Origin of the sequence: Acinetobacter chinensis, from assembly GCF_002165375.2 — a bacterium.
Lineage (GTDB): Bacteria > Pseudomonadota > Gammaproteobacteria > Pseudomonadales > Moraxellaceae > Acinetobacter > Acinetobacter chinensis.
Window position 1 is genome coordinate 1442745 of record NZ_CP032134.1, and the last position, 15534, is coordinate 1458278.

Genomic DNA, 15534 nt, shown 5'->3' on the forward strand with positions numbered 1-15534 from the left:
AAAACGGATCTGATAATTATCTGGATTAAAAAACAACCAAAGTAACAGAACTGTAATAAAGAAAAACATAATTATTTTGCATATATTATTTTTCACTTAATAATTCTAATTTTTTGGGGCGGTCTGAATTGTCCGATTTGCTCAGTCACAGCGTTAAAAGTGATCATAAATGTGATTTATTTTGCCTATTAAATAAAAAATGAGTTATTACATTAAATAACAATAAAAAAGCACGATTGCTTAACGCACTTATTATGCTTAATAAGCGAACAATATAAATAATTAATTTAAAACAAATAAAGCAATGGATGGTTGAGTTATGAGCAGTAAATATACATTACATGCCTTAAATCTGGCAGTCTGTGGAGTTTTATTGAGTGCCTGTGGTGGAGGGGGCGGCGGTGGTTCTGGTCAGGGAAATTCTGCTGCTGAAAATGGAAAAACTGAAAAAGAAATGGTGGAAGTTTTATCTACGCGTCCTGATCTGGTCACAGACAATGATGTGCTGATAGCACTGGATCTGCCTGTTGATGTGGCTTCATCTGAGTATCAGGTCATATTAAACGGTAAAGACATCACATCACTTTTTAATAATTCTGACAAAGCTGCTTTGCTTCAGGGGCTGAGGCAAGGGGACAATCAGCTGAATGTCAGTACCGCTAAACACTTTCAGAATCTGGTGCTGACCAATCACAGTACAGATGGACCAGTTTTATCAGGACCTCAGTTAAATCCGTGGACATGTACAAATGGGTCAACGGATGCATCCTGCAATAAGCCAGTGCAGTACAATTATTACTATAAAGACAAGGTCGGTCTGATTCAGGAATACAATACTGCAAAACCGCCGGCAGCAGGTCTGATTGCTACGGCAACAACGGATGCAGGTGTAACGGTTCCTTTTATTATCCGCGAAGAAGTAGGTTATCAGAACCGTGATGAATACCGCTATGCGGTGCTTTTTGATCCATCTAGACCGTGGACAGCCCTGCAACCCCAGGCACAGTTCAATCATAAACTGGTGGTGACGCATGGTTCCAGCTGTGGAACAGATTATCAAAGTGGAACATCTCCAACCGTGATTGCAACTTCTGCAGCTATTTTACCGGACATAACGGTAACTGCGCTGGGACGAGGCTTTGCTGTCATGTCTACAGCACTTTCCAACAGTGGACATAACTGTAATTTAGCTGTTCAGGCAGAATCACTGATCATGGCAAAAGAACGTTTTGTTGAGCAGTATGGAAAACTGCGATATACCATTGGGCAGGGCTGTTCAGGCGGTTCGCTGGCAGCTCAGTGGGTTGCAAATGCATATCCTGGAATTTATCAGGGAATATTACCGACCTGTTCATTCCCTGATGCCTGGAGCACAGCATCACAGTTTGCTGACTACCATCTGATGATCAATTATTTTTCAAAACCCTTACAGACCGGTGCGTTATGGGCTGAATGGGAAATTGCCCATGTTGAAGGACATGTATCTCAGTTAAACAGTTATATCAGTGAACTTGCACAGTTTGAAGTTGCCCGCCCTGATGGAGTATGTAATGGAATTTCTGAAAGTCAGCGTTATCATCCTGTGAATCATCCTGCGGGTGTTCGCTGTTCCATTACAGATGCTGCCATCAATATGCTGGCGCCACGCCCAGAGCAGATCTGGTCGGACAATGAAAAAAGGCTCGGACGTGGTTTTGCAGGTTTACCGATCGACAATGTCGGAGTGCAGTACGGACTGGACAGTGTGATGAATGGCGTGATCAGTGCGGAAAAATTTGTACTGCTGAATGAGCGTCTGGGTGGAGTCAATATTGACATCAAAGATGTACCTCAGCGCCTGGAAGCAAACGAAGGTGCACTAAGAAATGCTTACCGTACCGGTCTGATCAATGTTGCCAATCACCTGGATAAAGTGGCAATTATTGACTGTCGTGGTCCAGATGAAGGTTTATTCCATGATGCCTACAGAGCCTTTGCTGTACGGGCACGACTTGAAAAAGCACATGGAAATTATAACAACCATGTTATTTATGGTGGAATTCTGGCGCTGGTTGCAGATCCGAAGTGTCTGGAAGTCAGCTTTACCGATATGGACCGCTGGTTGGCTCAGGTGGAAAAGGATAACAGCGCAGTTCCTCTGGCTGAAAAGCTGACCAGAAATAAACCAGCCGATATAAAAGACTCGTGTATGAATGGAGTGGGTGGTATTGACCGTTCAAAACTGTGTTCAACCACACTGTTACCTGTTCATAGAACCCCTCGGATGGTTGCAGGCGACAGCATGACGACCTATGCAAATAAATGTCAGTTGAAACCGCTCAATACCTCTGATTATGGCAATAAAGTCCGCTTTACAGATGCTCAGCTGCAACGTCTTAAAGCTGTTTTCCCTGATGGCGTTTGTGATTATACAAAAGCACCTGTTGGTTTCAGTCAGACTGAGGCATGGTTGAGTTATCAGGATAGACAGGGGCGGGTTATTTATGGTGGGCAGCCATTGCCATCGGTGGGCAGTAAGTCTGCACGTGGCTGGGCTTCAGGAGCATTTCAGCTGTTTTGAAATATTTAAAGTTGATCTTTGACTGTTTAAAATATGAAAAAGGCTGATTGTTCAGCCTTTTTCATTTATGTGTCTGTTGTCTTTGCACATGAAGTTTTCACATGATTCAGCAAGGGTATGGATAATCAAAGGAATAACCCGATTCACTCTATCAGCAGCAGGTCAGCTGTGTTTGCCAGTTTCAGCGAACGCAGAGCAAAAATAGACCGGGTATGGCGTACAGCTTTCATTGAATAGAGGTTCTTTCTTAAAAAGCGTTCATAGTGTTCAGCATTTTTTACCGCTATTTTTACCAGATAATCATAATCACCTGTGACCAGATGAGCCTCTACAACTTCAGGCATTTCTGCAAGGGCTTCACTGAACTGCTGTAAAATATCATCATCGTGTCTTTCCAGAGTGATTTCGATGAAAAACAGCTCATTGATACCAATGGCTTTAGGATTGATATTTGCGGTATAGCCTTCAATAATATTCAGATTTTCCAGACGCTTGACCCGAGTCCAGCAGGGAGAAGAAGACAGCCCCACCAGATCTGCAAGCTGTGCAACGGTAAGACGACCATCCTTACGGAGTGCAGATAAAATTTTGCGGTCAATCTTATCTAATGTGTAGTGACTATCGTTCATAAGCTATACCACAGGAAAAAATTCCGAAAAGTAGTGAAGTTCTGAAATATTATTCCATAAACAAACAACAATTCGTTTTATTACGGGAAACATTTTATTTTAAACCAAGTTAAAATAATCTTATTGAATCAAAGACATTTGGGAGACTGGCTTTGATTCTATGGACAGCATCTTTAGCGGAAGGGTGCCATTAAAGATGCTGTCCATGCACTTATCTTAGACCTATAAATACAGCCACGACTATTTTTCTGCAGCCGTTTTACCTTTTTTCTGTTTAAACCAGTAAGCCAGGCTTAAACACGCAATCCATACAGGAATCAGTATCACTGCAATCTGCATATCAGGTGTATTCCACATAATAACAAGAATGCCGAGCATAAAGGCGACACAGATATAATTTGTCCACGGATAAGCAATTGCTGGAAACAGTGTCTTTTTATTTAAATTCAGCTGATGCCGCTTAAACTTAAGATGAGTCAGTGACAGCACCATCCAGTTAATCACAATTGCTGATACAACCAGGCTCATCAGCAGTTTGAAGGCTTTGTCCGGAAAGATATAATTCAGTACCACACAGATCAGTGTAATTGCAGCAGAACATAAAATTGCCGCATAAGGGATTCCACGTTTATTGATTCTGCTTAAAAATGCGGGTGCATTGCCTTGTTCTGCCAGCCCAAGCAGCATACGACTGGTGCCGTAACTGGTGCCGTTATAGACAGAAATGGCTGCCGTCAGTACCACAAAGTTTAAAACAGTGGCAACGCCCTGACTGCCCAGTGAGTCAAAAATCAGTACAAATGGGCTACCGCCTTCTGCAATCTGATTCCATGGAAATAAAGACAGCAGAATAAAAATAGTCAGCACATAAAACAGTAACACCCGATAGACAATCTGATTAACCGCTTTAGGAATGGTCTGAGTCGGATTCTTGGTTTCAGCTGCGGCTATACCAACGAGTTCAATCCCTCCGAAAGAAAACATGATAATGGCCATAGCCATCACCAGTCCAGAAAGACCATGTGGAAAAAATCCACCTAAAGCCCATAAGTTACTGACAGAAGCGGTTTCACCTGCCTGACCGTTGGCAAGTAACCAGGCACCAAATCCGATCATGCCGATAATGGCTGCAATTTTAACGATGGAAAACAGAAACTCCATTTCGCCAAAGACTTTCACATGCGTCAGATTAATGACATTGATCAGAATAAAAAATCCCAGTGCAGAAACCCAGGTCGGAATCTCAGGCCACCAGTAATGAATATATAAACCGATTGCACTCAGTTCAGCCATACATACCAGCACATTCAGCACCCAGTAGTTCCAGCCCGACATAAAGCCGGCAAAGGGACTCCAGAATTTATAAGCAAAATAACTGAATGAACCACTGACAGGCTCTTCCACCACCATTTCACCGAGCTGGCGCATCATAAAAAATGCAATTAAACCGGCAATGGCATAACCTAAAATAACGGAAGGACCTGCCAGGTTAATGGTCTGAGAAATACCAAGGAACAATCCAGTTCCAATGGAACCACCTAAAGCAATAAGCTGAATATGACGGTTGCTCAGTCCATGTTTAAGCTGGCTGTTGTTGCGTGCTGACATTGAAAACCAATTCTGAAAGGGGAGATGAGAAGAAAGGAGGAATTATAATTATAATAAAAAATTATGATTTCATAAAATTATTTTTATGAAATGTATGTTTATATAAAATGGATGGGCTGAATTTCTTTAAATAATCAGTATTTTATCGTAAATGTTATGATTTACAGTGGGATTCCACCACTTTACCATTGAGTACAAATACCTGATTTCAGGGATATTCACAGGGATTCAAAAAAAATAAGATGCCATTTTCTGAAATGGAATAACCATCATGTATGTTTCAGAAGTTGTATTTGATTTAAAGAAAATATCCTTATTAAAACAAAACTGCGTATTTCAGGATATGCTGAAACTGGATAAGCAGATTTTTCCTGAAACGACAGATCAGAGCTTCATGGACTTTGTTTATGATCCCGCAGCAATTTCAGTTTATGTGATTCAGTATTTCTGCGAAGACAGGCTGATCGGGCAGAATATTATTCCGATTCTGAAGCTTGAAACAGAAACGGGTATGGTTCTGATTGTGTCATCACGTGCAGGTTTTCTGCCTGACTACAGAAAACTGGATCAGACACTGAATGGGGCTGTACGGCTCATTATGAACCATAGAATGAAATATCCATTTACGCCTTACTGGTTTGTTACGACACTGGCTCAACCCAGACTGTATGGGCTGTTTGCTTCACGATCATCACATTTTTTTCCACGCAAAGATAAGAACAGCCCTAGGGAATACAGGGAAATGCTGAATTTTATTGCCCAAAGACAGCCTGATGTAGAACAGCGGGGCGAGGATATTTATATTCAGGACTGTAATTTACCGGTACCTTCTGCCGATGAGCTGATGCATTGCGGTATTGTTCCTGACAGTCACAGTGCTTTTTTTACGAAACATGCTCCAGACTGGTTTTATGGAAAGGGAATGATTTGTCTGTGTAAACTCGATGGCAGAACATTGACAGAAACCGCAATGAATGTGTTTCTGGACAGACGCCTGAGCTGAGTCCCAAAAGCCTGTTCAGAGCTGAAGCATCTTTTAAGGACTCATCAGGATACCAGTTCGATATCCGCATATTGCTGAATCAGTTCAGCATTCATTCCGTTGATATAATCCATAAATGCAACATTGAAACTTCCAGTTTTTTGAGACGTTTCATAAGCCAGTTTGCCTGCTATGGCAAAATGGACATGCGCAGCAATGGTCGCAATCTCAACTGAAGTGATGGCGGTATAGGCTGCAATCAATGCCCCCAGTGCACAGCCTGTAGCCGTTACTTTAGGCTGTAAATGTGAACCGCCATTAATTTTGATAATCTGCTCAGTACTTCTGCACAGTATATAATCGGATTCGCCAGAAATTGCGATACATTCGGCATGGTTCAAAAGAACTTTTGCCTGGCTGTAGACTTCATTACTGCTGAGCGTGCTGTCCACACCTTTGCTGTTGACCTGATTCCCTGCCAGCGTACTGATTTCGGAAGCATTCCCACGAATAACGGCAGGTTTGTACTGTAAAACTTCATTGACCAGATCAGAACGCCATTTGAGTAAAGGGCTGTAACCTACAGGGTCAATAACCCAGGGCGTACCCGTCTGGTGAGCAGTACGTGCAGCAATGCGCATGGCCTCCATCTGTTCAGATGTCGGTGTGCCTGTATTCAGGCTGACGGCAGCAGCCACCTGTGCAAATGCTTCTGCTTCAAAAGGGTTATCAATCATGGCAGGAGATGCACCTGCTGCCAGTAAAATATTGGCAACATAGTTGGCTGCAACAGAATTGGTTATACACTGCACTAAAGGCTGCTGAATCTGAAGCTGTCGCCATGCCTCTGTAACTTTTTGCAGTAAAGCATCGGGTTCTGTCACTAAGGTATCTGTCAGGATATTTTCTAAATGTTCAGGATGATTCATGTGCAGACCTATCGTGTAAAATAATGATCCTGCTGTTTACAGGTTCTGCAGAACAGCGAAATATGGTTATGTGCATCATATTCAATATCAAGTTCATCTGAACCACAATGCATACAGCGTTTCAGTGCATAGAACTTAAGCCGTGGTTCTATTTTTTCCCAGATTTTCCAGACGGGCTGTACAAAAATCATTTCATCATAGCCCAGAAATCTGAAGAACAGGATTTCTGCCATACCACTGAATGGAATCTGCGGAGGGTGAGGCAAGGTTGTCGTGATCCATTTTTCCTGCAGTCCACGTTCACGGTATTGTTCCACTGTTTTTTTCAGCAGATTGGTATTGATGAATTTTTCGTTACGGAGCTGCAGAAGTTTTTTGGAATGCAGATAATCCAGAGCGGTCTGAACCAGATAGAAAATCTGTCCACAGGCAAGGCTGTCCAGCAGGCGGTAACACAAGGCTTTAAAGCTGTTGTTTCCAGAAATCTGTACCTGCCATAAGCGACAGTAGTACTGCATGAACTGAACAATTTTTTCATACAGCAGTTCATAAATCGCATCTTTTACTTCATCGGCACTTTTAAAGGGAATGCCCTGTGACAGATTTTCGTAAAACCATTGTCTTAAGCGGAAGGTGATGCTGTATAGACTCGGTTCTGAATAACCATCGAGACGTACATTAATATAGTACTGACCCGCCGTGTCAGCAGAATCTCTTGAGATCAGTATCTGCTGGTCGAGCATCTGATTGATCAGTCTTTTCTGATACTGATAGTTGGGAGAAAAAGGAACGTATTTAATCTTTTCCCAGTCAATGTATTCATGGTGATGTGAACTTTCAGAAACCTGATCATCCAGTATGGAAAGTAAAAACAGTTTTTGAATAAAACTGAGCTGATTGAGTTTATGCTCAACCATGTCTTTATCTTTACCTTTGTTTTTCAGGTTGTAGCTTTCTTTGGACAGCGCTTCCTTGATGAGTTTGCGTTTATTTTTCTCACAGCTTTCGCAATGGCAGCTCTGTTTCTGATCTGCATAAATACGGTGTTCACAGTAACTGCATTCATGAAAATTCAGTTCGCGGTCGTATTGTTCTGCTTCAATCCAGTACATCGAACCTTTACATAATGGGCAAAATGCACTTTCATCGAGCTGTTTTTGCAGAATATGTAATGGAAGCATGGAGCTTTTTCCTGAAAAATCTGAAGCACAGGATTGATTATACACATGTCTGCCATGATAAATGCAGTGGTATTGAAATATGAAAAGAGCAGCCTGAGCTGCTCGTGTAGATGAAGAATAAATGAGCTGAATCAATAGGCGGCAGGACAGGGTAATGATTCATCCTCCAGTCCATCATGTTTTGCATTGAGTAGAGCACGGACTTTTTTCTGAAGAATTTTTCTGGAACCGAGTGTGTCATAACTGTTCAGAATGGCACTGACTTCACCAGGTTTCATTGGAATTCCTTCGCAGCTCATAAAAAGTGCAATCACTTTGTGATCAATGTTTGCTGCATCCAGTGCTTTCATGGTCCTGATGTTTTCAACACGGACGATATGTTCTTTTAAATACATGCTGCACCTCATTTATATAGGTAGATTTTTATAGTGCGCTTTGCACAGAAGATAACAAGCAAAAAATGTGCTCAAAATGTATCTGTTTTGAAGAAAAATTTTTAAATCTGTACAGCAACAATGCCAAACAGATATCAATCAAGAGCTTATTTTTTCGGTTCAGTACATATAGCCTGCTTAATCATTCATTTATCAATATCGCTTTAAGTATTGTGCAAATATTCATCTGCCTGAGTGGTTTTTTACAGGCATGGATTGAAAACCGTTGCATAAAGACCCATATTGAAAGGTAAAGCAACAGAACAGACAAATTGTGGAATCTGATCTTTGATCGGTTCATTTCACAACACTCAGTCTGCGTCAGACGGAAGAATCAGGACATTATATGAATATTGCAGCACATCCAGTGGTTGAAGCAGATCAGACTGTTTATTTAAAAGATTATCAGAAGCCGACATTCAGTGTTGAATCCATTCAGCTGGATATCCGTGTTTTTGCGGAGCAGACACTCGTTACTGCAACACTGAAAATGCAGCGTCAGACCCCTGGAGACCTGGTATTACTGGGTCGTGATCTGGAACTGAAATCCATCAGTATCAATGGTAAGCAACTGTCTGAAAGTGAGTATAAGCTCGATGCTGAACAGCTCAGCATCAGTGATGCACCGGATGAAGCTGTTGTTGAAACAGAAGTGGTGATTCATCCTGAGACCAATACTCAGCTGGAAGGACTGTATCTGGCAGGTGGTGATTTATTTGTGACTCAGAATGAACCTGAGGGCTTCCGTAAAATTACCTTCTACCCAGACCGCCCAGATGTACTGTCTGTTTTTACCACGCGTGTGGAAGCAGATAAAAAATATCCGGTTCTGCTTGCCAACGGTAACCTGATTGAAGCGGGTGAAGCGGGTGAAGGACGTCACTATACGATCTGGGAAGATCCGACTAAAAAGCCATCTTATCTGTTTGCTTGTGTGATCGGTGACCTGGCTGTGCTGAAAGACCGTTATACGACTTCTGAAGGTCGTGACGTGGCGCTGGAAATTTATGCAGAAGAAAAAGACATTCCAAAATGCCATATTGCTATGGAAGCCTTAAAACATTCCATGCGCTGGGATGAGGAGCATTATGGTCGTCCTTATGACCTGGACAACTACATGATTGTGGCAACCAGTCAGTTCAACATGGGTGCAATGGAAAATAAAGGGCTGAATATTTTCAATACTTCATGCGTACTTGCAGATGAGGAATACACCACAGATGCAGCGATCATGCGTGTACAGTCTGTAATTGCCCATGAATATTTCCATAACTGGACAGGTAACCGTATTACCTGCCGTGACTGGTTCCAGCTGTGTCTGAAAGAAGGTTTAACTGTTTTCCGTGATCAGTCGTTCTCTGAAGATTTACAGTCAGCAGCGGTTCAGCGCATTGATGATGTTGCGGTATTAAAAGCGCATCAGTTCCCTGAAGATGCAGGGCCTCTGTCGCATCCACCACGTCCGGATCATTTTGTTGAAATCAATAATTTCTATACAGCGACTGTTTATGAAAAAGGCGCAGAAATTAACCGTATGATGGCGACCTTACTGGGCAAGGAAAAATTCCGTAAGGGAACGGATGAATATTTTAAACGCCATGATGGTCAGGCGGTTACAGTTGAAGACTGGGTTGCTGCTCTGACTGCAGGTTCTGGTGTGGACTTATCTGAGTTTCTGCTTTGGTATAACCAGCCGGGTACACCAAAACTGGAAGCCAAAGGTGAATATGATGCTGAAAATCAGACGTATCGTCTTCATTTAAAACAAAGTCTGAAAACACATCCAAAATATCCAGACTTAAAAGCATTACCTGTTCCTGTGGCTTTGGCATTGTTCAATGCACAGACAGGCGAGCAGGAAACACTGCACTCCACAGCTATTGTGGAAAATAATGTGAAAGATGGTGTTTATCTGTTTGATCAGCCAGAAGTAACGATTGAGTTTACAGGTGTGTCTGCAAAACCTGTTGCCTCACTGTTACGTAATTTCTCTGCACCTGTAAATCTTGAGTTTAATTATTCTGATGAAGAACTGGCATTTCTGTTGCAGTATGAAACCAACGGTTTTAACCAGTGGCAGGCAACACAGACCTTACTTGAGCGCATTTTACTGAATGGCCATGATGCACAGATTTATCTGAATGCAATTCAGCAGACTTTACCGGCAGTGATTGCAAAAGATCCGTTACTGGCTTCACGTCTGTTTGATGTGCCAGCTGAGGGCTATTTAGGCAGCCGTATTGACCAGAATTATAATCCGGCAGTCGTAAATGAAGCTCGGGAAGCACTGCTGAATCAGCTGGCAAAAAATCTGGGTGATTTTGTGAAAGAAACGTATCTGTCACTTCAGCCTGAAGAACAGAAAGAGTTTTCACAGGCAATGGGCGTTCGTGCGCTGAAAAATATCATGCTCAGTTTAATGGCTCGTCAGGGTGATGCGGAAGTCTTTGATCTGGCTTATCAGCAATATCAGCAGACAGGCAATATGTCGGAACGCCTGGGTGCATTGAAAGTACTGGTATGGAATGATGCGGCTCAGGCTAAAGATGCATTGCAGGATTTCTATACCCGTTTCAAAGATGAAGCACTGTCTCTGGATCAGTGGTTTATGATTCAGGCAGCACATCCAAAGGCAACAGCAGAGACGGTTCAGTATTTAACTTCTCATGCTGATTATGATCTGAGTACACCGAACCGTATCCGTTCTGTCAGTGGTGGCCTGAATGCCAATCCTGTAAATACCTGGAGTTTTGGTGTTCAGCATTTTATTCAGCTGGCAAAATACCTGGATGAGAAAAATCCAATCGTAGGTTCACGTTTACTTCAGGTTCTGAGCCGTTGGTATACACTGGCTGAACCTCAGCGCAGTGAAGTGAAAACAGCACTTGAAGCATTGAAGCCTCAGGTTAAATCAAAGAATGTCAGTGAAACACTGAACAGTATGCTGAGTATTTAATTTACTCTTACTGGTTCAGTATAAAAACAGCCTGCTTATGCAGGCTGTTTTATTTTCAGTCCTTCAATTTTTGCAATGAAATGATTCTTATATCCGTGACAAACAGTATTGATTAACAAAACTTAAAAGATCTTATTTTTGTTTTGTTGTTAAATTAATCAAAGAAAATGAATAAATGTTTATTTACCGCAATTAAACACAATAAGTAAGTTAAAATTATCACATAAATTCAGATATGACTGACTTGGCTCAATGGTGTTGTATCCAATATATGAGCATTAAATATCTGAAATGAAATCTGTTTGGAGCTTGATATGTTAGTAAAAATTGAAGATGGGTTTTATTTAAATTCTCAGCATATTATCGCTGTCAAAATTAAAAAAAGTGCAGCCAATGGTCGATTCAATGTTCAGGTTGAATACACACCAAACAGTGTACAGACCACAGGTCTGTATCAGAAAGAATTTGATAATGGAATTGAAGCAGAAAGTTATCTGTTTACCCTGAATAAGGCGATTGGTGGATAGTCAGTGGTGTCTGATGTATACAGGCAAATGGGCTGATCTGTTACCGAAAATAAATGCATAAAAAAACCCTCGGTACAGAGGGATTTTTTATTACAGTTCTGGCTGATCAGACTTTGACGATCAGTACCGGAACAGGGGACTGAGTCAGAACATTCTGAGCTACACTTCCAAGCATGAGCTTTTTGAAGCCGGTTCTGCCATGTGAGCCCATAATAATTAAATCAGCTCCCACTTCATCAGCAACCTGAATAATACCTTCAGAAGGCACAACACCACGAACCACTCGTGTATTTACAGTAATGCCATCACGGTCAAAAGACAGCTTAATTTCTGCCAGTCGGTCCTGAGCATTTTTTTCTGCCTGCATAAAATAGTCTGTAATTGCGGGAGCAACTTTATAAAAATCCACCCCGACAAATGGGTCTACAGCAATGACACTCATAACAGTGACCGTGCTTTTCAGTTCCTGAGCAAGGGAAAGAGCCTGTTCAACTGCGGCATAAGAAATAGGGGATTCATCTACAGGTACTAAAATATGTTTATAAGTCATGGTGATATTCCTGTGAAAGTTATGCTTTTGTATTCTTTAATATCATGATCAGGTTCTGAACACTGAGCTGTAACAGTGTTCAGAAAAGTGTAAGGCTGAAGCGTTATGCTTTAATGACCATAACCGGAAGTTCAGTTGAACCCAGTACATCCTGTGCAAAGCTGCCAAGAAGAAACTTTTTGAAACCTTTATTACCATGTGAACCAATCACGATCAGGTCAGCCTTGAGATCTTTTGCTGCATCAACAATCCCTTCAGCAGAGACTTCGCCTTTGGTAATTTTAGATTGTGCGCTGACGCCTGCATCATCTGCAATTTTCAATGCTTCCTGAAGAGCTTTTTCAGCATTTTGATATGCCTGCACAAAGTACTCTTTCATAATAGCGGAAGAATAATAGAAATCGACGTCTGTGAATGGGTCTTCAGCGACCAGGCTGATTAAACTGAGTTGAGCATTGAACTGTTTTGCGATCTCTGCAGCGTGGCGGACAGCAGAAAAGGAGATTTGTGAACCATCGACAGGAACTAGAATATGGTTATAGGACATGGGTGTCTCCTTTATCATTTATATACATTGCCTTTCAATTCATTGATAGCACAGAGCCTTGCCAAGTTCAATTTAAGCCCTCTTAATTCCGTAAAATTCATTAAAAAAGTGTGTCTGCAGACACAGATAATTCCAGGTGATGCAGTGTGTTTTTTTATTTATGAAAGCTATTTTGATTCAGTCGATATAAAGGTTTGATTGCCGAAATTCTGTTTTTCATACTATTGATTACATTTCTAAAGAGTAGTTGATTGATTAAGTCTGAGTCATGCCTGATTCAGTCAATTTTCAGGGGGGGGCAGGGGGGACTCCAGGTTTAAAAATATATTTTTTGTAGATTTTCAGCTGAACACCTTGTCTTTTATGTTGGAATCTATAAGATACCAACCGATTGGTATCTTTATTCCGGATGAGAAAATGAATCCTGTTTATACAGCATATGCATTGCTGGCCTGTGCTATCGTCACTGAAGTGATCGGTTCGGCTTTTCTGGTCAAATCCGAAGGGTTTACTAAACCTGTACCGACGCTTGTTGTTGTTGTACTTTATGTGATTGCATTTTATCTGCTTGCTCAGGTGATCAAGGTTATACCGCTGGGAATTGCCTATGCGATATGGGCAGGGGTTGGCATTGTTCTGACTGCTGTTGTAGGATTCATTTTTTTCCGCCAGCAGCTGGATTTACCCGCAATGGCGGGTATTGGGCTGATTGTCGCGGGTGTGATGGTCATCAATCTGTTTTCAGCTTCTTCAGGACATTAAGATGGTCAATGCATATCAGCGGAAAAAAGATCCGGAACATATCCGTAAACTGATCCTTGAAAACACCATGATTCTTGCAGCTGAAAAAGGTGTCAGTGGGGTTTCAATACAGATAGTGGCTGAAATGGCCGGAGTCACCAAAGGTGGTGTTTTTCACCATTTTCCAAATAAAAAGGCATTACTGGAAGCCATGCTTCATTTTGTCATGAGTCAGATTGATGCAGAGACAGAAAAACTGATCTGTGCCGATACTGAAAGCTATGGCTGTTTTACCCGTGCATATATCGAGATTACGCTGAATGCCAATGCGACAGCTGTAAGCCGATACTGGGATGCAATTTCCATGACCATGCTGACTGAACCGGATTTAAACGCAATCTGGGCACAGTGGCTTGAGAAAAGACTGTCCATTCATGCAGATACGGATCAGTCTGTGCAGTTGAAGATATTGCGCTATGCAGCAGATGGGGTCTGGCTGACCGGATTTGCAGAAATGAAACTGGCAGAAGATTTTATAAAAATGAAGCAGGAACTGATTTCAAGAACTTATCCTGCTTCATCGCAATCATTTAACGGGCTCTGAATTTTAAAACAGCAGAGACAGCAAAACCAAACAGAAGCCCCCAGAAAGCAGAGCCTATACCAAAAAACTGGACACCCGAAGCACTGAACAGAAACGTCATCAATGCGGCTTCACGATCGCCGACATTGTGAAACGCCAATGCAATATTGTGGCTAATGGTACCGAACAGAGCGATACCCGCAAGCGCAACAATGAAAATGTGTGGAAATGACATCAGCAGGCTGGTCAGCGTTGCTGCAAACAGCCCCATCAGAATATAGAAAAAGCCACAGCTCATCCCAGCAATGTAGCGTTTTGATGAATCAGGATGTACCTGATCATCCAGGCTGACAGCAGCACTGATTGCAGCGATATTGACGGTATAACAGCCAAATGGGGCAAGAATTGCCTGTATGGTTCCCGTCCATCCTATCAGCTGGTTCACATGGGGTTCATAACCATAGCTTTTAATCATGGCAAGACCTGGCAGATACTGCGATGCCATATTAATCACAAATAAAGGAAGTGCCAGACCAAACAGTGCAGACCAGGTGAAATCCGGCGTCATCCATACGGGAGCAGCAAGATGCCACTGAATGGCAGGCGTATGAAAGTCCATAAACAATGGACAGAGTATAAGACCTGCAATCACAGTGATGACAATACTGTAGCGCGGTGAAAGACGCTTTGAAAAAATATAGACTGCCAGTAATGACAGAATAAAGCCCCAGTCATTCTGCAGGCTCGCAAACAGCGTAATTCCAAACTTGAGCAATACACCTGCAAGCATGGCACTGGTCAGGCTTTGTGGAATATAGGAAAGGACTTTTTCAAAGATTCCTAAAAATCCAAGTACAGCAGTGACTGCACCACAGACCAGAAATGCACCTATTGCTTCATACAGGCTGTAACCACTGCCGGTTGCAATAATCAGAGCAAGACCCGCCGTGGACCAGGAAGTTGCAACGGGATATTTAAATTTCCATGACAGAATTAAGCCTGAAAGACCAATACCGAGTCCCAGTGCCCAGAACCATGAAGTGATCTGTTCAGCAGATGCACCAAGAATCTGCGCAGCCTGAATCACCAGTACCGCTGAAACACTGATACCAATCAGAAATGTAATAAAACCTGCGAATACAGCAGGAATGGAAAAGTCCTGTAGAAATTTTTGCATGATCCTTTGCTTTTATTTGACCAGATGTTGGAGAAATATGTGAATCATACGCTTTCCTGTGGTAAGCGAAAAGCGTTGATCGGAAATAAACATAATGTATGAATATTCTCATATACAGATAAATCTTCCT

The 15534-nt window shown here is 42.0% G+C and carries 14 protein-coding genes; 6 read left to right on the top strand and 8 right to left on the bottom strand.

The window, feature by feature from the left end; genetic code table 11:
* The first annotated feature begins 319 nt into the window (after nucleotides 1–319).
* Nucleotides 320–2560 (top strand): DUF6351 family protein, encoded by a 2241-nt coding sequence (locus CDG60_RS07600; RefSeq protein ID WP_087511534.1) that lies wholly within the window; start codon nucleotides 320–322, stop codon nucleotides 2558–2560.
* Nucleotides 2561–2703: 143 nt separating this feature from the next.
* Here the strand turns inward: CDG60_RS07600 and CDG60_RS07605 are convergent, their stop codons facing one another.
* The gene (locus CDG60_RS07605) at nucleotides 2704–3189 is read right to left on the bottom strand and encodes an Lrp/AsnC family transcriptional regulator (RefSeq protein ID WP_087511535.1); all 486 of its coding nucleotides are present in this window, start codon (nucleotides 3187–3189) and stop codon (nucleotides 2704–2706) included.
* 240 nt (nucleotides 3190–3429) lie between these two features.
* Complete coding sequence (locus CDG60_RS07610; RefSeq protein WP_087511537.1) at nucleotides 3430–4797, bottom strand: amino acid permease; 1368 nt, start codon at nucleotides 4795–4797, stop codon at nucleotides 3430–3432.
* 271 nt (nucleotides 4798–5068) lie between these two features.
* On the opposite strand from CDG60_RS07610, the gene CDG60_RS07615 reads away from it, so the two are divergent.
* Entirely contained in the window at nucleotides 5069–5800 is a 732-nt protein-coding gene (locus tag CDG60_RS07615) for a hypothetical protein (RefSeq protein ID WP_087511539.1), read from the top strand.
* 44 nt (nucleotides 5801–5844) lie between these two features.
* Here the strand turns inward: CDG60_RS07615 and thiM are convergent, their stop codons facing one another.
* The 3 genes from thiM to CDG60_RS07630 form a co-directional block, all read right to left on the bottom strand.
* Nucleotides 5845–6708, bottom strand: a complete 864-nt coding sequence (thiM, locus tag CDG60_RS07620) for a hydroxyethylthiazole kinase (protein WP_087511540.1) — start codon at nucleotides 6706–6708, stop codon at nucleotides 5845–5847.
* Between the two features lie 8 nt (nucleotides 6709–6716).
* Nucleotides 6717–7889 (bottom strand): hypothetical protein, encoded by a 1173-nt coding sequence (locus tag CDG60_RS07625; RefSeq protein WP_087511542.1) that lies wholly within the window; start codon nucleotides 7887–7889, stop codon nucleotides 6717–6719.
* 131 nt (nucleotides 7890–8020) lie between these two features.
* The gene (locus CDG60_RS07630) at nucleotides 8021–8284 is read right to left on the bottom strand and encodes a hypothetical protein (protein WP_087511543.1); all 264 of its coding nucleotides are present in this window, start codon (nucleotides 8282–8284) and stop codon (nucleotides 8021–8023) included.
* Nucleotides 8285–8669: 385 nt separating this feature from the next.
* On the opposite strand from CDG60_RS07630, the gene pepN reads away from it, so the two are divergent.
* Together pepN and CDG60_RS07640 are read left to right on the top strand one after the other, a co-directional pair.
* Complete coding sequence (gene pepN / locus CDG60_RS07635; protein WP_087511545.1) at nucleotides 8670–11279, top strand: aminopeptidase N; 2610 nt, start codon at nucleotides 8670–8672, stop codon at nucleotides 11277–11279.
* A gap of 314 nt (nucleotides 11280–11593) precedes the next feature.
* A complete protein-coding gene (locus CDG60_RS07640; protein WP_087511547.1) occupies nucleotides 11594–11806 on the top strand; it encodes a hypothetical protein in 213 nt (70 codons plus the stop codon).
* A gap of 106 nt (nucleotides 11807–11912) precedes the next feature.
* On the opposite strand, the gene CDG60_RS07645 is transcribed toward CDG60_RS07640, so the two are convergent.
* Nucleotides 11913–12356 carry a universal stress protein gene (locus tag CDG60_RS07645; protein ID WP_087511549.1) on the bottom strand — a complete coding sequence of 148 codons (444 nt, stop codon included), beginning with the start codon at nucleotides 12354–12356 and terminating at the stop codon, nucleotides 11913–11915.
* Between the two features lie 103 nt (nucleotides 12357–12459).
* Nucleotides 12460–12903: a universal stress protein gene (locus CDG60_RS07650; RefSeq protein ID WP_087511551.1), complete on the bottom strand. Its 444-nt coding sequence runs from the start codon at nucleotides 12901–12903 to the stop codon at nucleotides 12460–12462.
* 417 nt (nucleotides 12904–13320) lie between these two features.
* Between CDG60_RS07650 and CDG60_RS07655 the strand changes: the two genes are divergently transcribed.
* Entirely contained in the window at nucleotides 13321–13665 is a 345-nt protein-coding gene (locus CDG60_RS07655; RefSeq protein WP_087511553.1) for an SMR family transporter, read from the top strand.
* Between the two features lies 1 nt (nucleotide 13666).
* Entirely contained in the window at nucleotides 13667–14248 is a 582-nt protein-coding gene (locus CDG60_RS07660; RefSeq protein WP_087511554.1) for a TetR/AcrR family transcriptional regulator, read from the top strand.
* On the opposite strand, the gene CDG60_RS07665 is transcribed toward CDG60_RS07660, so the two are convergent.
* Nucleotides 14235–15404 carry a benzoate/H(+) symporter BenE family transporter gene (locus CDG60_RS07665; RefSeq protein ID WP_087511555.1) on the bottom strand — a complete coding sequence of 390 codons (1170 nt, stop codon included), beginning with the start codon at nucleotides 15402–15404 and terminating at the stop codon, nucleotides 14235–14237. The genes CDG60_RS07660 and CDG60_RS07665 overlap by 14 nt on opposite strands.
* Between the last annotated feature and the right edge of the window lie 130 nt (nucleotides 15405–15534).